Genomic DNA, 19,286 nt, shown 5'->3' with positions numbered 1-19,286 from the left:
CGCTTGCTAAGATGTAATATTGATCAAGAGCATGAAGTTTTAGCAGCGCTCATCAAAAAGCCGGTTTCTAAGATAAAATTGTAAGAAACCGTTTTAACACACACGAGTCCTTGGGAGCCGATGCTGGACAAAGATAAGCGGAGGCGGCTGTATAGCGTTACCTGGATAAACGATTTTAGAAGCGAACAAAAGCATTCGTAAAGTCGGTTTATGGCAAAGGTATGCATTTATGGCCGGGCGATCGTTCAAGGAGGAAAAAAGATAATGTTTGCCAGGGATATTGGGATTGATTTAGGAACGGCTAATGTGCTGATACATGTGAAAGGGCGGGGGATTGTACTTAATGAACCGTCTGTAGTTGCAATTGATAAAAATACAAATAGAGTTCTTGCTGTAGGAGAAGAAGCTAGACGAATGGTTGGCCGTACGCCAGGAAATATCGTCGCGATCCGTCCATTAAAGGATGGAGTTATCGCTGACTTCGATGTAACAGAAGCAATGCTAAAGCATTTCATAAACAAGCTGAACGTAAAGGGTTTTTTATCAAAGCCACGAATTTTAATTTGCTGCCCGACGAACATCACGAGTGTTGAGCAAAAAGCGATTAAGGAAGCGGCTGAAAAAAGCGGCGGCAAGAAAATCTATTTAGAAGAAGAGCCAAAGGTGGCTGCAATCGGTGCAGGCATGGATATTTTCCAGCCGAGCGGTAATATGGTCGTCGACATCGGTGGCGGCACAACCGATATTGCTGTCCTATCAATGGGTGACATCGTTACATCATCCTCGATTAAAATGGCCGGGGATAAATTTGATGCCGAAATTTTGAACTATATCAAAAGAGAATATAAATTATTGATTGGTGAACGCACTTCCGAAGATATAAAAATCAAAATCGGAACCGTTTTTCCTGGTTCACGCAATGAAGAGCTTGATATTCGTGGCCGTGACATGGTATCCGGTCTGCCAAGGACGATCACCGTGCGTTCAAGTGAAATTGAACAGGCATTGCGTGAATCCGTTTCGGTCATTGTCCAGGCTGCCAAAACAGTTCTCGAGCAAACACCACCGGAATTATCGGCAGATATTATTGACCGCGGTGTCATTTTAACAGGTGGCGGCGCCATGCTGCACGGATTCGACCTTCTGCTCGCAGAAGAATTGAGGGTGCCGGTACTTGTTGCTGAAAACCCGATGGACTGCGTCGCCGTTGGAACCGGCATTATGCTCGATAATATCGATCGTCTTCCGAAACGTAGGCTAGGATAAGCAATCAAATAATCTGCCAAGCCGGAAAAAGGAAATTGCCTGCTTTTCGGACGGCAGATTTTTTGTTATTTACCCCCTTGCCTCGACTTTAAACTTAAAAAAAGAATATTTTTTTCATCTTTTGACTATTTTCTGCAAATTTTTAATGTATCTTTGCAAAAATTTTTCTATAATAGAAAGTAAGTGCAAAAAATTTGGACAAGCCCGCTTGAAGCGAGCTTAAGTTTTTATTATATATGTTGTGTCTATGGCAAGCTGTACATAATGGCGAGGTGGATAAATGTTTAGAGGATTTTACACGGTTGCTTCCGGGATGCTGTCCCAGCAAAGGCGAACCGAAATGTTAACGAATAATATGTCGAATGCCAATACGCCAGGCTTTAAAGCCGACCAGTCGGCAATGAGGGCCTTTCCGGAAATGCTGCTGCAGCGCTTTGAGCAGCAGTCGATCCCGACAGAAAACAATTTGCGTCTGCCTTTTAACCAGATGGTGGGATCTATCAATACCGGTGTTTATATGCAGGAGGCAATGCCAAAATTCATTCAAGGCGATTTGCGCGAAACTAACATAAATACCGATGTCGCACTTGTCGACATAAATATTCCGGCAAGCGCAGAGAATGGCTTACCGGGCACAGTCTTTTTCACAGTCCGCGAACCTGGCGGTGACATTCGCTATTCACGTAACGGCAACTTCACGGTCGACGGGCAGGGATTTTTGACTTCAGCAAGCGGCATGTACATTTTAAATGATGCCGGCAATCCGATCCAGCTTTCAAGCGACCGCTTTACGATCAGTGAAGACGGGCAGTTAACCGGGGAGAACGGCGAAACAGCACGACTGGGTATCGCTTTTGCTGACAACCCGCAGCGTCTGATCAAAGAAGGGGACGGACTGTACCGGACAGAAGATGGCGCCCCGCTAGCTGCTGCTTTTGGCGCGGCAGGTGTGCAATTCACGCTCCAGCAGGGCTTTGTAGAAGGCTCGAACGTTGATGTGTCGAGAACGATGACCGATATGCTGACCGCGTACCGCGCTTTTGAAGCGAATCAAAAGGTTTTGCAGGCATATGACAAGAGCATGGAAAAAGCCGCCAATGAAGTTGGCAGAGTTGGTTAATCGCAGCTTAGAAAACGATAAAACCGCAAAACATATTCAGCAACGACACTTTATAGAAACCAGTAAAGCCCGCCCGAGGGGGACCAATAGATGAACAGAACGATGATTACCGCAACCAACACTTTAGGTCAACTGCAAAAGCAGATGGATATGATCAGCCAAAACATGGCCAATGTCGATACAACCGGCTTTAAAAGACGTGAGGCGAGTTTTACAGACTTGCTTTTTCAGGAATTTCAAAACCAGCCGTATGGCAACTTGGAAATCGGCCGTCTGACGCCTAACGGGGTTAGGCAGGGAGTCGGTGCCAAATTAGGGCAGACGCAAATGATCCTTAGGCAGGGAAGTATTAAAACGACAGACAGACCGTTGGATGCAGCTTTTACAAAAGAAGGGCAATTCTTTCGAGTCCTTGTCCAGAATGAAGATGGAGCAGCGGTTCGTTTTACAAGGGATGGTTCGTTTCATTTAACACCGATCGCTGATAATGAATTAATGCTGGTCACCGGTGACGGCCATGCCGTATTAGATGAAAACAATAACCCGATTTATATAAACGGCGAGCCGAATAATTTTGCCATTAACGAAAATGGCCAATTAACCGTAGCGATGGCGAATGGCACGACACAAGCCTTTAACCTTGGCGTTATCCTTGCCAACAAACCACAGTTTCTTGAGCAAAAGGGCGGCAATCTTTTAGGACTGCCTGAAAACATGGGTCAGCTTGGTGTGGCGGAAGAAGAAATCTTTACCGAATTAAACGGCCCTTTGCGCAACGAGATCAGCATTAAGCAAGGAGCGCTTGAACAATCGAATGTTGAGATGTCAAAAGAAATGACTGATCTAATTAATGTGCAGCGTTCTTACCAATTCCATTCCAGAGCGATTACAATGGCAGATCAAATGATGGGACTCGTGAATGGAATTCGCTAAAGGGGAATTTTCAAATGTCTTTAAATAAAAATAACCAGGAACCAGCTCAGAATCGCGAGCAAGTAAAAAAGGATAAAAAAAAGCAGCAGGAAAAAGCACGGAACACAAACGAACGCGTTCGCACCCGGCTTATTCCGATCTGGCTTCGGGTTATAGTTGTAATCTTACTTATCTTTGTATGCCTAGTGGCTGGCGCTATGATTGGCTATGGCGTGATCGGCAACGGTAAAGCAACCGATGTCTTTAAAGAATCGACTTGGACCCACATCGCCGATTTAATCAATGGTGAATAAAATTAAGTGGAAGGGATCAAACCCTTCCCTTTTTATGCCCTTTTTTAGTACAATAAAGAAATAATACCTAATATTATGAGGAGGTCATAATTATGCTTAATATTACCGAGATCAAAGAGATTATTCCACATCGCTATCCATTTTTATTGGTAGATAAAATTTTGGAAATTGAAGAAGGCCAGAAGGCGATCGGCATTAAAAATGTTTCAGCTAACGAAGAATTTTTTAACGGACATTTTCCAGACTATCCAGTAATGCCAGGCGTGTTAATTGTTGAAGCACTTGCCCAGGTCGGTGCGGTTGCAATGTTGAAAAAAGAGGAGAACCGCGGCCGACTCGCTTTTTTTACAGGCATTGATAACTGCCGCTTTAAAAGGCAAGTCAAACCCGGTGACCAGCTCCGTTTAGAAGTCGAAATGACGCGCGTGCGCGGCCCGATTGGCAAAGGAAAAGGAATAGCAACGGTCGACGGCGAGCTCGTTTGCGAAACAGAAATAATGTTTGCACTCGGGGATAAAACAGAATAACAACGAAAGCAACTAATGTTTAAACCGATGTTTTTTCAAATCATGTAATGCCAATATGAACAGTATGGCCTGATGATTTCAAAGCAAGCTTTTTAAAAGGCTTCCACATTACAGCTGTTTCAAGGTAAAATTTCACCTTTCCGATGCAAGTATCTACGCATTTTGGGCAATATAAGTTGAGACCAGTATACGCGGTCAAAATGAACAATTACCATAGGAAAGGGGCTTTTACTGATGAAGAAAAAGCTTTTACTATTAATCGGGGGTTCACTGTTATCCGCGATGTTTCTTGCCGGATGTGGAGATGACCAAGAGCCGCCTCCAGAAGATGATGTAAATGTGGAGGATCCAGCCGGTGATAATGACAATGGCGGCAACAACGGCAACAACGGCAACAACGGCAACAACGGCAACAACGGCAACAACGGAGGCAAAGATAACAACAACGATGGAAATGGTGGCAATAACGGAGATGACAACGGTTTAATAGACGATAACAACGGTGGGGACAATGGCGATAACGGTGTATTGGACGATAACAATGGCGACGTCGAAGTCGAAGATGAGGGCATCTTAACAGAAGACGGCCTGAACGACGACGAAAACGAATAGCAACGCGGACAGGCACGCCGGCCTGTCCTTTTTAGATTGACGCAGTTTCGGGGTTTCGCTTAATTAATGGCCCGTTTCGCGCACAAAGTTTCTAAAATGTCCTACCTGCTACCGCATCACCATCATCTTATAGCTTTTTGGAAGCAGGAATTTTTGGCCTGTTCTGCATTTTTTCCTTAAACTCGTGCAATAGCTCATCACCAGCGAGCCCACTCTGTAAAAGAGTGCCAAGCAGCAATTCGGCATAGTCTTTTTTTGTTCTTTTTAATGTTCCCTGGAGAAGGACACTCATCTTGGTTTCTAGCTGTCTGACGGAATGGACAGTCGTTTCAAAGGCAACCGGTTCATTTTCCTTTTTGGTAATCACGACCTGGACAAGCAGTTCTTTATTTTCATCAGCAAGCTTTTGGAAGAACTCGTAGTATGATTTATCTGTATAAGCCTCGAGCAGCCATGTATTTTTTTCATCTTCCTTATTAATAATCAAGCCGTCATCCAATTCAACATCGATTAAGTCAGTTCCATCAACGATCTGCAACGAGATTAATTTAAAAGTTTTCATTTTTTCCTCCCGTTATCTTTTGCCAAAATTATAACATACGATCGTTTGAATGCGAATTTGCATCCCGTGTCGAAAAATAATTGTCGAAACCACAGTTTTTCCATAACGAAGGAAAACCTTCTGCGGAAAATTTCTTTTCCCCTATAGAAAACCGAGTTTTCGCATCTTTTTTTAATTAAAAATCGGATTTTCCCCTTTTTACTTTAACAAAAGCAACCTGCTACTATAGAACTACCACTTAGGAAGGAGATGAGCCATGATTAATCAAGTTACCCTCGTTGGCAGGTTGACGAAAGACCCGGAGCTTCGGTATACACCCGAGGGCACCCCGGTTACCAACGTCATATTAGCTGTAAACCGCAACTATCGCAATCAACAGGGCGAAATTGGTGCAGATTTTGTTGCCTGTACGCTCTGGAAAAAGGTTGCAGAAAATACAGCCCAATATTGCCGCAGAGGATCTGTTGTCGGAATAACAGGAAGAATCCAAACGAGAAATTATGAAAATCAGGAAGGCAAAAAAGTGTATGTCACAGAAGTGGTTGCTGAAAATGTCCGGTTCCTGAGCGCAAAGCCCGCTGATGACCCGATAAGCCACGATGAAAAGGAGGCTTTGCCGTTTGTGTAATTCAGGAGAATCTGCTGACAGACTGGAAAAGCTGCTTGAAAGCTTAATCACAATGCTCGGAAAACAAACGGACGAGTCGATGATCTGGCGAAACGCGTAAACCAACTGGAAATGTATGTAACGGAATCAGCAAAGAACAAACCGAATTCCCAGCGTCTACACTTTTATTTTCAAAGCAGAAAAAGTAAAGTTACCCCGAAATAGCAAGACTCGAAAAAGAATAACCACATCTCAGTAACCACAAAAATCTCTTCTAATTTTTTTCTCCTAACTTCCTTTCCAAAAACCTTCAAAATAAAGAACCAATACAACTCTTCGAAATACTGCCTCTTTTTTAGATCCGGTGCTTTTTGCCGGATTTTTTTGTTTTAAAGATTAGATATGAAAACTTCACGACTTGCTTTATATTTTTAAAAATAACAAGCTCTGTTTAAATTTCAAAATTATTTGTATATTATAAGTTTAAAGAGAAAATAATGCATAGTGTCTTGCACTATGTATTAATGTATATTATAAGAATAAATCATACATAAATTGGTAGCTAGGATAATCCTTGATATAAGAGACTTAAACTCGGAAACAGTAAACGAAACTTTAGAACTAATTTTTAAATAAAATTTGTTTCAATTAGCTATCGCAATGTTCCGGCTTATTAGTTTTTGCAAATCAACCTTGTACTAAAACTTAATACTTCTCAATCTGCTCAGCAAGATAAACGCTTAATTTCCTTCGTGCTTTCCTCTGTTTCATCCGGTCTTCCGCGGAATTGAACAAGTATTTTTCTTCTTCGGTCTCGGGATATACCTGTGGCACTCGTTTTGGTTTCCCTTTTTCATCTAAAGAAACAAATGTGAGAAAGCTGGTAGCTGCGACAATTGATTCCCCGTTGATCAAGTGTTCAGCGATTACTTTCACGAAAATTTCCATGGAACTGCTGCCTGTATAAGTAACGAACGATTCCAAATGGACCGCATCGGTTGGCCGAATTGGATGCAAGAAATCAACAGAATCCATCGAAGCTGTTACACATTCTGATCTGCAATGTTTAGCGGCCGAAATAGACGCGACTACATCTATAGAAGCCATCAACTTGCCGCCAAATAATGTTTGATGGTTATTCGTATCTGGAGGCATCACTCTGTTTGTCTGGAATACCCTTGATTCAGAACAAGGTTTGCTATTCGGTGTGTTTGTCATATTAATCCCCTTTGTCATTTAAAACTTTGTATAGATTACATTATATAATTTCTACCATTACTACCACTAGTTAATCAAATTAAATTTCTTTTTTGCAAAAAAGAAGCTGATTTTGCTTGAAAAGTCATAGAAATTTGCGGTAACAGTTACTATCTACTCGTGCTGAGACCGCAATATCTCTTGTACAAGCCTAAATCACGACAAACACAACAAAATGATCCACACAGGAACCTTGATATCTGTGAAAATTAAATAGTGTATTCACTAGAAAAATTATATCCGCGAAAACAGCCGATATATCCGCGAAAACACATGATATATCCGCGAAAACACATGATATATCCGCGAAAACACATGATATATCCGCGAAAACACATGATATATCCGCGAAAAACATAATATATCCGCGAAACACCCGATATATCCGCGAAACGAACCGATCCAAACAATCTGCGCTGAATATACAATGTCAGCGCAACCCACAAATATAATCACCAACCAAGATTCAGAGTTCCCCACATCTCAAATCTATCTTCTATTCTCACAAAATGGTTGTTTTTACCTATATCTAGCAATCTATAAACGTTACTTTTGTACCTAACTTCAAAAAAAAGGATATGTTACCTTTTATTTATCTCTAAAATTCTGAAAATTGTGAAGGGGGTAAAGCATGAAGGTCAAGCGGATTTTACCGGTCTTTTTGATTCTACTTCTCGCTTTTTCTAGTGCGGCTTCAGGGGCAGCTGTTCCTGAGAAGGCAAAGAGCACAAAAGGAGAGGAAAACAAGAGAACGGTTCAGCAAATTAAGAGTGAAGAACTTGAAAAGCAGTACAAGAGCACAGACATCGTCAGGGTTATCGTAGAAATGAAAACCGAGCCGACCGTTCTCTACGCACAAAAGCAAGGGAAACGTGTAAAAGAACTTGCGCAAGCAACAAAAAAGCAATTGAAAGCTGAAAAATTATCCGAACATAAAAAAGTGAAAGACCGCGCCAAACAATCGAAAGTAAAACTCGTTGAGCATGAAAGTTTTACGACGATTGTAAATGGATTTAGTGCGGATGTCATGTACGGGGATATCGAAACGGTCAGAGAAATGCCGGAAGTATCGGAAGTACATATCGTTCATGAGTATACACGCCCGCAAGAAAAGCCGGAAATGCTTTACAGCAAAGAACTTGTCCAGGCTCAGGATGCTTGGAGAGACTACGGATTTAAAGGGGAAGGCATGGTGGTCGGCGTCATTGATACCGGTCTTGATCCATCCCATAAAGACATGGTTCTTTCTGACACTACTGAACAGGATCTAACAAGTGAGGAAGTCAATAAGTTCAAAAATGAAAATGGCCTCATTGGAAGATATTATACGGAAAAAGTTCCATACGGCTATAACTATATGGATCAAAACCACGTCATCCAGGATATTGCTCCTGGTGCATCGATGCACGGTATGCACGTAGGTGGTACGGTTGGTGCAAACGGTGACGAGAAAAATGGCGGCATTAAAGGGGTTGCGCCGGAAGCACAGCTGCTCGCGTTAAAGGTATTCGGCAATGACCCGAATATGCCATCCACCTGGGGCGACATTTACGTTAAAGCAATCGATGATGCGATCGTTTTAGGCGCTGACGTTCTTAACATGAGCCTTGGTTCAACAGCAGGTTTTGTCAGACCTGAGGATGCGGAGCAGAAAGCGATTAAGCGCGCGGTTGACAACGGAATCTTAATGTCGATTTCAGCAGGAAACTCCGCTCACTTTGGAAATGGATTCGCAAATCCGTTCACCGAAAATCCTGATATCGGTGTATCCGGATCACCAGGGGTTTCCTATGATTCCTTACAGGTTGCATCGATAGAAAATCAATTTATGGATTTGGATGCAGCCACTTATGCATTTGGAAACGAGACTGGAAAAGCTGCTTTCCTATCAGCAAGCAGTGTCCATCCAAACGATGTACCACAAAAGACGTTTGAACTTGCCTATGCCGGTCTTGGAACACCGGAAGAAGTGGCTGCGGCCAATGTTGCCGGAAAGTACGCGCTGATTAAGCGGGGCAGCATTACATTTGTGGAAAAAGCAATTAACGCGCAAAATGGCGGAGCATTAGGTGTGATTATTTACAATAATGCCGATGGCTATGTCAGCATGGCCACAGATGCTGCCATAAAAATTCCGCAGCTATTTATGCTGAAAAATGATGGCGATAAGCTCCAGGCTGCGATTGCCGCTGGTGAAGCCGTAACGGTTTCCTTTACCGGCGAAAAAACAAAAGCAACCAATCCTGCTGCCGGAAAAATGAGTGATTTCACATCATGGGGCTTAACGCCAAACCTTGATTTCAAACCGGAAATTACGGCTCCAGGTGGGCAAATTTACTCTACTTTGGAAAACAACCAGTACGGAATGATGAGTGGAACGTCAATGGCTGCTCCACATGTTTCCGGGGGTGCTGCGTTAGTTCTTGAAAGAGTAGACAATGAATTCGGCGTAACCGGATTTGACCGCGTCAATGTCGCCAAAAATCTAATGATGAATACAGCACAGCAAGTCACCGATCAGGGAACTGTCAACGCTGCGTTCGGCTGGGAACTTCCATACTCCCCACGCCGCCAAGGTGCTGGAATTATGCAGCTCCATTCTGCCTTGCAAACTCCTGTTATTGTAACGGAGGCAAAGACAAATGAAGCGAAGGTTGCCCTAAAAGAGGTGGGCGATCAATTCGAATTCACGCTAAAAGCACAAAACTACAACGACAGCGCTGTCGATTATAATGTGGCAGCCAATCTGCAAACGGACTTTGCCGCTTACGGTGAATTGGGCTGGAGTCCGAATGCACTTGAAGCACAAAAGATACTGGATGCCTCTGTTAAAGTAAACGGGGCAGACAATGCGGTCATAACTGTGCCGGCAAACAAATCAGTGACTTTCAAAGTCCAAGTCGACGTCAGCAACGCAAAAGTGGTTGATCCATCAAAAACCGGCAATTGGGACACACCGGTTGCGATAAATGAAGTATTCCCGAACGGATACTTTGTCGAAGGATACGTGACATTAACGGATCCGACAGACACAAATGCAGAGCTAACTGTGCCTTATGTAGGCTTTAAAGGAGACTGGGACAAAGCTCCTGTTCTCGATGGCATGAAATATGATGAAAAGTCATTCTACGGAATGAGCGGGGCCGTAACTAAAAGTGGTACAAACTATAACTACCTTGGTTATGATCCGGTCACAGACAAATTCCGCTCTGACACGATTGCCATTTCACCAAACGGTGATAATGCACAGGAACAAATCATTCCGGTTCTTTCGTTCCTAAGAAACGCGAATGAAGTTAAGTTTGCAATCGTCGATGAAAAAGGCAAGACACTAAGAACATTGCGGACTGAGCGAAGCATCACCAAGCATTACTATGATGGCGGCCGCGGTGCCAATTATACGCTTGATGCGAACCGGGCCTGGGACGGAAAAATTAATAACCGCCTTGCGAAAGACGGCCAGTATTTCTATGAAATCCGCTCAGTCGTCGATTTTGCAAATGCAGAATGGCAAAGTGTGAAAATTCCTGTCAAAATCGATACGGCAAAGCCAAGCGTGAAAGCCGAATTAACTGACGGCAACACAGCTGTAGCGATCGAAGCGGCAGACAATCAAGGCGGAGCAGGAGTTTCGTATTTGGATATCCTTGCCGGTGAAAAATCAATTTTAACAGAGCCGCTAAGCGCTGATACAACGAAGTTTGCAATTCCTGAAACTGTAGAGCCAGGAACAGTCTTAACGGTCGTTGCAGTTGATAATGCCGGTAACCAAAATGCTGCAACAGTGACGGTTGCCGGTGAAAGCAGTGACAAGACCAATCCAGAGGTATACCTTGAGAATCCGGCTGCATTAGCCATCTATAATACAAACAACATCAACTTCACGGGACGCATTGTTGAACAGTCAGGCTTAAAGGAATTCACTATTGCCGGGCAGCCTGTTGAAGTAACGTACAATGAAGCTAAAAAACAATACGATTTTAATACTACGCTTAATTTAAAGGATGGCTTCCAAACCTTTGAAGTGAAGGCAATTGACAATGCCAACAATACAACGGTCTTTAAGCGTTCTGTCCTCGTAGATGCGACAGCACCGGGCGTTACCGTAAAAGGAGTGCCGTCAAACAGGTTTATTAAGTATAATGAAAGAAATCCGAAAGTCGATGTAACCGTTAAGGATAACTTTGATGAAATCCGCTTCTCCTTGAATGGAAGCGAAATTTTCTACCAGGAGTTTAAAGAACCATACGAGATGCGCAGCTTCGAAAAAACGTTCAGGAATATAGAGCTTGAGCTCGTCGAAGGTGAAAACGTTTTTGAATTTGAAGCAGTCGATCTGGCCGGCAATAAAACGGTTAAAAAAGTTGAACTGTATAAGCTGAAAAAAGGAGAAAGAGCTCCAAAGCGTTGGTAAACGGAAAAAACACCGGAACGAAGACTGCGTAAGCGATAAAAAATAACAAAAACGGCTGCCAGGTCACGTCTTGGCAGCCGTTTTTTGTCGCGTTGCAGGAATTTATAACTTTTTCGATGGTCCATTTCAATGTACCACCTGTACCAGTTAGGTATTGCATTTTACCGTTTCGCTTAAATAAACCTTGTTTTCGCTTAAATCATGATTTTAACGCTTGAATCAGCGGACTTTTCGCTTGAATCGAAGCGGGTTTCGCTTAAATGACGCTATTTTTCGCTTAAATCATCTCTCGGCTACAGAACTGCAGTAAAGATTTTTGCTGCAGATAGGACCGCTACATGTGCAATATCGTTTTGGAATCGACTTTTAGGCCGAATTTAGCCATTTCTGCTTCAATTAGAAGCCTCAGTAACCCTTTTTTATGTTCCCGCTGACACTACTAGTCTAATTGCAATCCATCTTTACGTCAGATGCACGAGCTCGCGGAGGTCATCAGTGGACATCTCGGTAATCCAGCTTTCGCTTTGGATCACCTGGTCGTTGAGCGTCTGCTTTTTTTCGAGCATGGCATCGATTTTTTCTTCAAGCGTTCCGGTGCTGATCAGTTTGTGGACGTGGACGAAACGCTTTTGTCCGATCCGGTAGGCACGGTCGGTTGCCTGGTTTTCAACGGCCGGATTCCACCAGCGATCGTAATGGATCACGTGGTTGGCGGCCGTCAAATTCAGGCCGGTTCCTCCTGCCTTCAAGGACAACAGGAAGACGGGGAATTCGTGCTCTTGAAAACGCTGGATCATGTCGTCCCGCTGGTTCTTCGGAACGCTCCCATTTAGAAACGGAATCTTCAAGTTATATTTTTTCTCCAACAGTGTACGGATTATTTCACCCATCTCAATATATTGGGTAAAAATTAAACAGCTTTCCTTCTGTTCAAGAACAGCTTCGACGAGCTCAGCCAGTTTCTCTAGCTTCACGGAGCGTTCAAGCAGCAGTTGCGGCTTCTGTTCTTTTAAATAGAGGGCCGGGTGATTGCAAAGCTGCTTTAAGCGGCTGAGCATTTGCAGGATTAAACCTTTTCGTGCAAGGCCCGATAGCTGTTCGATCTCGGCAAAGGTATCGCGGATGAGCTGCTCATACAAAGATGCCTGTTCCGCTGTGAGCGGGCAATATTCCTTTTGCTCGAGTTTATCCGGCAAATTAAGGGCAACCTCTTCATCCTTTTTTGTTCGCCGCAATAAAAATGGCCTGATCATCCTTTGTAATTCTTTAACCTTCTCCTGCTTGTCGTCCTTTTCGATCGGGATGACAAAGCGCTTTTGGAATTGGCCAAGGTTGCCGAGATAGCCATGGTTTGTAAAATCAAAGATCGACCACAGCTCGGACAGGCGGTTTTCCATCGGTGTCCCCGTTAACGCAATATGGTGGAGCCCCTTTAGCTTGCGGACGGCCCGCGATTGCTTCGTCTGGGCGTTTTTAATGTTTTGTGCTTCATCAATCGAAATCGAACTCCACGATAACGATTCAAAATCCTCAAGATCGAGATTGATAAGCCCATACGATGTCAGCATGACGTCAGCCTCAGCTGCTTTTTCCTTGAATGCGTCACCCTTTAAACGGTTTGGACCATAGTGAAGGTACACATTGAGGCCGGGCGAGAACTTCTCAAGCTCTTTTTGCCAGTTGCCGAGCACGGAGGTAGGACAGACGATCAATGCAGCCCCGGAGTTTTCCTGAGCTTTTACGGTTAACAAATAGGAAATCAGCTGGACTGTTTTTCCGAGCCCCATGTCATCGGCGAGAACCGCCCCAAATCCGTATTTTCGCAAAAAGAGGAGCCAGCTCATCCCAAGCACCTGGTAAGGGCGCAGTTCCCCGTTGAAAGCCTCAGGGACCGGTTCAGCAGGAATCTCTTTTATTTCCGAAAGCTGTTTGATCATTTGTTTCCATTGCCGGTTCAGTTCAATTTGAATGCGGGCAAACGCTTTTGGATTCTCAAGATCTGTCCCTGCTTCATCCTCATCCGTTGCAAGCTGCTGCTCCAACAGGTCACGGACGTGAAGGCCTTCTTTTTCCGCCTTTTTCATTAAGTCCTGGATCTGGCGGATGAACTGCGGATCAAGCTTGATCCAGCGGCCGCGAATATAGACAAGCCGTCTCTTTTCGGCAACAAGCTTGCTGAATTCCTCCTCGGAAAGGTCAACACCATTCATCGAAAAGCGCCAGTCATAGTCAAGCATCGCAGACAATCCGACAAATGAAGGGCGATGGCTTCCTGTCCCTTTTAAACGAGCTTTTATTTTTAAATTGGCGGCCTGCATTGCGTGCCACCAGGCTGGAAGCAAAATTTCAACGCTAAGAGCGAGCAGGAGCTCACTTGTTTCCGTCAGGAAAAACCAGGCTTCTTCTTCGCTTAAGGTGTTTCGGAAGCGATCACGTTTATTTAATGACGGAACAAGCAGGGCGAACCGCTCGAGTTCACGATCAATTTTTTCTGCGTGAAGCTTCCATTTGTGCGGATAGGCTGAACGGTCATCGACGTCAACAATCGTGTCCGGATTATTTTTATCGCGAAGAAAAGCACCCAAACTCCATTCATCATCCACTTCCTCAGGCTCTTGCAGCCGCAGTCCGATTGTGAATGGCGCCGTATCTTTTTTAATCCCGATCCACTCCGCCCATCTATCTTCATCAAAAAACTCGGCAAGCTGCCTGGCATCGATCTGGTTGCTTTTCAAAATCTCCAATTTTTTTTCGAAAAGCTCTTTCATACCCCGGTTCCGGCTCAGATACGCATCAAGGGAGCGGGCAAACCACTCATGAATGAACGGGCGGACAGGAACCGGCTCTGAATGCTCCCAGAAGGACGGATCAAATTCTTTGTAAACACGCTCGGGTAGCGCCCACTGAAAGCTCTCCTGTTCCCATGCAGCAAAATCGGGGATCCAGTCCTTTTCGACGATCGCCTCATGAACGGCGGGGGCAGCCGCAATGCAAAGTTCAGCCGTTTCATTCCAGTCCCACTCGATTAACCGGTTGAATTGTTCTTTTGCAAACAAGGTTGCCAGCTGCCAACCGTTCACGGCAATACCCAAAATGCCTTGATGCCTTTCTATATCAAGAACGGTTCCGAAATAGCTTTCTTCATGGCGGTGGAACAAGAGGCTCTTCCATTTGCCCGGGTCGAGCAGCTCCTCCGCTTCATCCTCAGCAGTTATTAAATAACGGTTGTCATTGATAGTCTGAACATTTATTTTTAAATACCTCGTTTTAAGCATGGATCAGTTTACTCCTTTTACATTCTTCATGAAAGGCGCGCAGCCGTTTAGTCCTGAAGAGCAACTCTTCCATAAATTCTTCCCACTCGCTGACCAGGCCGATTTTTTTATAAATCGTCCGCAGTTTTTTCAAATAGCGGACCGCCTCCTGGTAATTGCCCCTGCTTTTCATATCAATATTCTTTTGAATCGATTGATGGTAAAGGGGAAGGAGGACCGACGGGCTCTCCTTCTGGATCGGCTTTATACGCTCATTTGAAACCAAGCCGATGTCGAAGCCGATATAAGAGATGAGCTCACCCCATTTTTCATAAAGGCCGTGTTCAAATAAGAATTGTTCATATTCCATATAACTGTATGGCAGAGTATACAACAGGGCCCGTTCATAAAGATCCGTGCGCCCGTTCTCTGTGCAAAATCGCATAATTGCACGAAGCGATAGTTCAGTAAATTCGCGGCTGACACGATACTCCCTTAGCGATCGGACATATTCCCTTAAGTATTGGATAAAAAGTTCGGTATAAGGAACCATCCTTTTCCACGCTTTTTGGCCGGTGAGCATTTCGAGCCAAACAAGGTAATAAGGGGCTGCTTCCATGCCAAGAGAATTCAAAATGTCGAGAGCAGCTTCATCTTTACTTGTAAGCACATATTGATGAGCAAGCCCGATACTCAATGAAATCGAACCGTTTATTTTGCTAAGCTTCTCAAGCTTGGCCGTTTCCTGGTCGCGCCAACCGCCGCGCTTGAAAAAATTTGTCCACAGGAACCGATATAAATAAATCCCTTCATACCAAAAGGCGGATTCATTTTCATCTTCGAGGAGCAGGATCGAGTCGTCTTTTAGCCTCGACACAAAAGCATCAAATGCAAACGGCAAAGAATGAATCGACAATTTATTGACCGCATCCTCAATTTCTTCTATTAAGAAATGGGAGACATGTCTGTAATAGCGGTTAATCATTTCTTCTGTATGGCCAAAATCTTTACTAATCCTTGATACATTGCTAAAAGCATGCAAGGCTCCAACAAGTTCATAAAGGGTCCGCCATTCTGCTTCAACCGGGGCACCGGCTCTGAGCCGCCTCACATAAACTTCAAAAAGCTCTTTAAATACATAAGGCTTCGGTTCGCCGTTTCCCGTCATAATCGAATTAAAGCTTTCCGTAAAAGCGTTGACCCACTTATCATAATCAGGTTTTAAGCTGCCGGTTGATTTTAATAAATCCTTGGCCCGCTGCATGCCCCAAGTTGCCGCAGCCTTCTTATCCTTCACTGGCTGGCGCCACTCTTCAATCCATTCGGCGACACTCCCGACATGGGAATAGGCCTGGAAAAAAACTGCGAGCTGATGGCGGCAAATCCCTTCACCGGGGCAAGAGCATTCACTCAGCTCCGGAAAGCTCAGGTCGAGGTTGACCCGAGCCGGCGTTACATCCTGAACAGAGGCATGAGCAATCTCCTGGTCCATCTTCAGTTTAGAAACCAGTCCTTGCCGGTAAAGCATAAACCCTTTTTGGACGAGCTTGTCGTCTCTTTCATCCCCGGCGATCAGCAAATCGTTCATTTTTGCCGCTCCAAACTGGAGCAGCTCTATATAGTAATCAGGAACTACAGTCATGAAAAGAACCTCCCGTTGTTGCAGTCCAAAAAGTCATATTCTTTTATTATACCTAAAAAAGCAGGGGTTTAGGAGCGGAAGAGCGAATAACGAAACAAAGAACTAACAATTAAGTCAATTACACAATATAACAAGCTAAACCGAAAAACGAATGAAGTTGTCTAGATATCAGGAGTATGCCGTAGGAAACGAACGCTTAATTTTAAGTAACTGTTCGTTTTTCACTTAAAGAATGCTATATGAAATTCGTTCAATTGAAAGTTTTAATATAGGAGAAAAACTAATTTCAATGATATAAGCTGATTTATAAAAGAATTAATAAATAATCCACTCCTAAATTCTCCATTTTAAGTGGAATTAATTGAGAGATATGAGACCATTTACATTTACCATTATTTAGCTTTTAGGTTAAAATGATAGCAGAATACCTATTTGGAGGACCTGTCATGTTTTTTCAAAATAAGCTTACCAAAGGCTTGCGGGATCCAGCCCGATTTTTCTACCAATTGACTGAGGCGGAGCGGGTCACGGGATTGTGGAACCGTGCAGTTCTATTAGTGCTGGCAAGCATGTTGATTTTCGGGATCAGTACATATACAGGCATAGGAACGGAAATTTTATCGAAAGAAATAACACAGCTGCCGATTAGCGAATTCGAAGCGCATAAGGCACTCTTTGCTGTCGGTCAGATCATTTGGGGCCTATTTTATGCAGCTTTGGTTTTATTTGTCCCTTCCTTGTTTTTTTGGACACTCACCGATACCGAATATAAAAAGCTGATTGTTGTCCAAATGTTCGTCCTGCTTATTTTGTTAGTTGAAAAATTAATATTGATTCCTTTCCAAATTACATTTGGTCTCGATCAATTTTCCTCGCCTTTTTCATTGGGAGTTATCGCGCAATATCTTTCGATCCATCCGTTTTTTGTTTATTTTCTGGCCTCGATAACAGTTTTCAAGATATGGAGCATGGCCCTTCAATATAAAGCTGTTAAATTATTATCCGATAAAAATTCAAAAATCCTTCTATTAATGATCATCTCTATCAATCTCGCAGCCTGGTTATTTTCAGCTCTTATTGCATACATAGAATTTGAAAAGGTTTTGTAAGGAGGGGAGAATCTTGAAGTGGAGAATAAACTGGAAAAAAACCTCACTGATTGCCGGCTTAATCTTGTTCCTTTCAGCCAATCTCTATTTAATTTTTAAAAGCGAAAGTGAAATTACCAGGGCGGCGCGCGTCGAAAAGTGGACAACCGTGAAACAACAAAACTTGAGTGAAACAATGAAAGCTACCGGCAAGGTCGCCCCGTTTGAGGAATTTCATGTTTATTTTAATAAAGAACGCGGAGATTTGAGCGATATTTTAGTAGAAGAAGGCGATGCAGTCGAATCGGGCACACCGTTAATCGAATATTCTTCGAGTAATACGGAGAATGAGATTAGTAATCTCGAGGCGGAAATTACCCGTGCAGAAGAGGAGATCTCCCGCCTCGATGACCATATCATGGAGCTGGAGTCTCTCCAGTCTGATACTTCTTCCTACGACTCTTATGATTCATCCAGTTCATTCGATGACTCAACCGACTCGTTCGATGACACATCCGATGACTTTGATTCCGCCGATTCATACGGGTCCGGCAACAGCTCGAACGAAGTGATAAACTATTCAATCCAGCAAGAAATTCTCAATAAAGAGCTTAGAATTGCGGAGCTTGAAGCTGAAATCGTCAAGTATGAGGAAATCATAACGGCGCTTGAGGAAGGCTTAACAGAGATGACCGTCAACAGTGAGCTGGATGGCTGGGTAAAGAGTGTGCGCCATGATTTGGGCAATCCAATTGTAACGATCATATCGAACCAGCAAAAAGTAGAGGGTATGTTGCCTGAAGACAAGTTTTTGAAGCTGTCAGAAGGAATGAAGGCGTCTGTCACCTCTCCGATTGTGAGTGGGAAACGTGAAGGCACTGTCGAGAAGATCGCCGGCTTTGCTTCAGACAATCCCGAAAATGGCCAAGCCAGCAGCTATCCGTTTCAAATTCATCTTGAAGAAAACTTTAAAGGCCTGGTGCATGGCTCCAATGTTGATGTCACCTTAATAACGAAGGAAGCAAAAGATGCGCTCACCGTCCCGGCGGCAAGCATCAAAAGAAAAGGCAGTGTCTATGTAATGGCCGAGAACGGCAAATTAAGCAGGCGAGCTGTCCAGCCAGGATTGGAAGTAAACGGCACGAAAGAAATTATCAAAGGAGTGAAACAGGGCGAATTCATCGTGCTCGAATCAACTTCCAAGCTGCGTAACAAAGCTCCTTTCTATACCCCGGTGGAAACAGGAAAATGGAGCCAAAAAGCGTTCAAACAATTAAATAAAAAGGATTATATCAAATATGTTATTACAGGATTTTTGCAAATGTGAGCAGGATTTGATCCCTTTTATCAGAGAGGGATTTTTTTGTAAGAGCAGGTTTACGATTGTGAAATGAGTGGTAATAAAGATAGTGCGCAAAAAATGTTCCTCATTGTGTGTATTAAGAGAACAGCAAATTCGATTATATAATTTCAGATAACAAAGGCAGATAGATTATAGTTGAGCACTCAATATTTATAGTCGCGAAATCGGATTTACGAGCGGAACACCAGATTTACGAGCGAAAAATCAAATTTACGTGCGAAAAACCGGATTTACGAGCGGAAACCCAAATTTACGAACGAAAAACGAAATTTACGAGTGAAAACCATATTTATGATCGAAGAAAGACTGACTATGTAGCATCCATCCGTAAAATTCGAGCTTCGCGGT

The 19,286-nt window shown here is 43.6% G+C and carries 14 protein-coding genes; 10 read left to right on the top strand and 4 right to left on the bottom strand.

The genetic code is table 11. The annotated features are described in order from the left end of the window. Nucleotides 1-264 precede the first annotated feature (264 nt). The 6 genes from mreB to CU635_RS04705 all read left to right on the top strand — a co-directional run bounded on the left by mreB (nucleotide 265) and on the right by CU635_RS04705 (nucleotide 4,751). Nucleotides 265-1,266 (top strand): rod shape-determining protein, encoded by a 1,002-nt coding sequence (gene mreB, locus CU635_RS04730; protein ID WP_101576031.1) that lies wholly within the window; start codon nucleotides 265-267, stop codon nucleotides 1,264-1,266. Nucleotides 1,267-1,546: 280 nt separating this feature from the next. After that, nucleotides 1,547-2,386 carry a flagellar hook-basal body protein gene (locus tag CU635_RS04725; RefSeq protein WP_101576030.1) on the top strand — a complete coding sequence of 280 codons (840 nt, stop codon included), beginning with the start codon at nucleotides 1,547-1,549 and terminating at the stop codon, nucleotides 2,384-2,386. Nucleotides 2,387-2,476: 90 nt separating this feature from the next. Next, a complete protein-coding gene (locus CU635_RS04720; protein WP_101576029.1) occupies nucleotides 2,477-3,319 on the top strand; it encodes a flagellar hook-basal body protein in 843 nt (280 codons plus the stop codon). A gap of 14 nt (nucleotides 3,320-3,333) precedes the next feature. After that, nucleotides 3,334-3,612: a DNA-directed RNA polymerase subunit beta gene (locus tag CU635_RS04715; protein WP_101576028.1), complete on the top strand. Its 279-nt coding sequence runs from the start codon at nucleotides 3,334-3,336 to the stop codon at nucleotides 3,610-3,612. A gap of 92 nt (nucleotides 3,613-3,704) precedes the next feature. After that, complete coding sequence (gene fabZ / locus CU635_RS04710; RefSeq protein ID WP_101576027.1) at nucleotides 3,705-4,139, top strand: 3-hydroxyacyl-ACP dehydratase FabZ; 435 nt, start codon at nucleotides 3,705-3,707, stop codon at nucleotides 4,137-4,139. Between the two features lie 234 nt (nucleotides 4,140-4,373). Then, nucleotides 4,374-4,751: a hypothetical protein gene (locus tag CU635_RS04705; RefSeq protein WP_101576026.1), complete on the top strand. Its 378-nt coding sequence runs from the start codon at nucleotides 4,374-4,376 to the stop codon at nucleotides 4,749-4,751. Between the two features lie 127 nt (nucleotides 4,752-4,878). Here the strand turns inward: CU635_RS04705 and CU635_RS04700 are convergent, their stop codons facing one another. Beyond that, complete coding sequence (locus CU635_RS04700) at nucleotides 4,879-5,313, bottom strand: YwpF-like family protein (RefSeq protein WP_101576025.1); 435 nt, start codon at nucleotides 5,311-5,313, stop codon at nucleotides 4,879-4,881. A 256-nt stretch (nucleotides 5,314-5,569) separates the two neighbouring features. Here CU635_RS04700 and ssb point away from each other — a divergent pair, with 256 nt between their 5' ends. Continuing rightward, a complete protein-coding gene (gene ssb / locus CU635_RS04695; RefSeq protein ID WP_101576024.1) occupies nucleotides 5,570-5,941 on the top strand; it encodes a single-stranded DNA-binding protein in 372 nt (123 codons plus the stop codon). Between the two features lie 684 nt (nucleotides 5,942-6,625). Here ssb and CU635_RS04690 read toward each other — a convergent pair. After that, the gene (locus CU635_RS04690) at nucleotides 6,626-7,138 is read right to left on the bottom strand and encodes an acyl-CoA thioesterase (protein ID WP_101576023.1); all 513 of its coding nucleotides are present in this window, start codon (nucleotides 7,136-7,138) and stop codon (nucleotides 6,626-6,628) included. A gap of 670 nt (nucleotides 7,139-7,808) precedes the next feature. Between CU635_RS04690 and CU635_RS04685 the strand changes: the two genes are divergently transcribed. Then, nucleotides 7,809-11,591 carry a S8 family serine peptidase gene (locus tag CU635_RS04685; RefSeq protein ID WP_101576022.1) on the top strand — a complete coding sequence of 1,261 codons (3,783 nt, stop codon included), beginning with the start codon at nucleotides 7,809-7,811 and terminating at the stop codon, nucleotides 11,589-11,591. 461 nt (nucleotides 11,592-12,052) lie between these two features. On the opposite strand, the gene CU635_RS04680 is transcribed toward CU635_RS04685, so the two are convergent. Both CU635_RS04680 and CU635_RS04675 read right to left on the bottom strand, forming a co-directional pair. Continuing rightward, on the bottom strand, nucleotides 12,053-14,866 hold the full coding sequence (locus CU635_RS04680) for a DEAD/DEAH box helicase (RefSeq protein ID WP_101576021.1): 2,814 nt from the start codon (nucleotides 14,864-14,866) through the stop codon (nucleotides 12,053-12,055). Beyond that, complete coding sequence (locus CU635_RS04675; protein WP_101576020.1) at nucleotides 14,859-16,487, bottom strand: SWIM zinc finger family protein; 1,629 nt, start codon at nucleotides 16,485-16,487, stop codon at nucleotides 14,859-14,861. The genes CU635_RS04680 and CU635_RS04675 overlap by 8 nt, the downstream gene beginning before the upstream one ends. A gap of 446 nt (nucleotides 16,488-16,933) precedes the next feature. On the opposite strand from CU635_RS04675, the gene CU635_RS04670 reads away from it, so the two are divergent. After that, on the top strand, nucleotides 16,934-17,596 hold the full coding sequence (locus tag CU635_RS04670) for a hypothetical protein (RefSeq protein WP_101576019.1): 663 nt from the start codon (nucleotides 16,934-16,936) through the stop codon (nucleotides 17,594-17,596). A 13-nt stretch (nucleotides 17,597-17,609) separates the two neighbouring features. Then, complete coding sequence (locus tag CU635_RS04665; protein ID WP_101576018.1) at nucleotides 17,610-18,902, top strand: efflux RND transporter periplasmic adaptor subunit; 1,293 nt, start codon at nucleotides 17,610-17,612, stop codon at nucleotides 18,900-18,902. Nucleotides 18,903-19,286: the final 384 nt, after the last annotated feature.

The organism is Bacillus canaveralius (assembly GCF_002860125.1).
GTDB lineage: Bacteria > Bacillota > Bacilli > Bacillales > Cytobacillaceae > Bacillus_BJ > Bacillus_BJ canaveralius.
The sequence above is the reverse complement of the archived record's forward strand: the minus strand, read 5'-3'. Positions and strand labels throughout refer to the sequence as shown.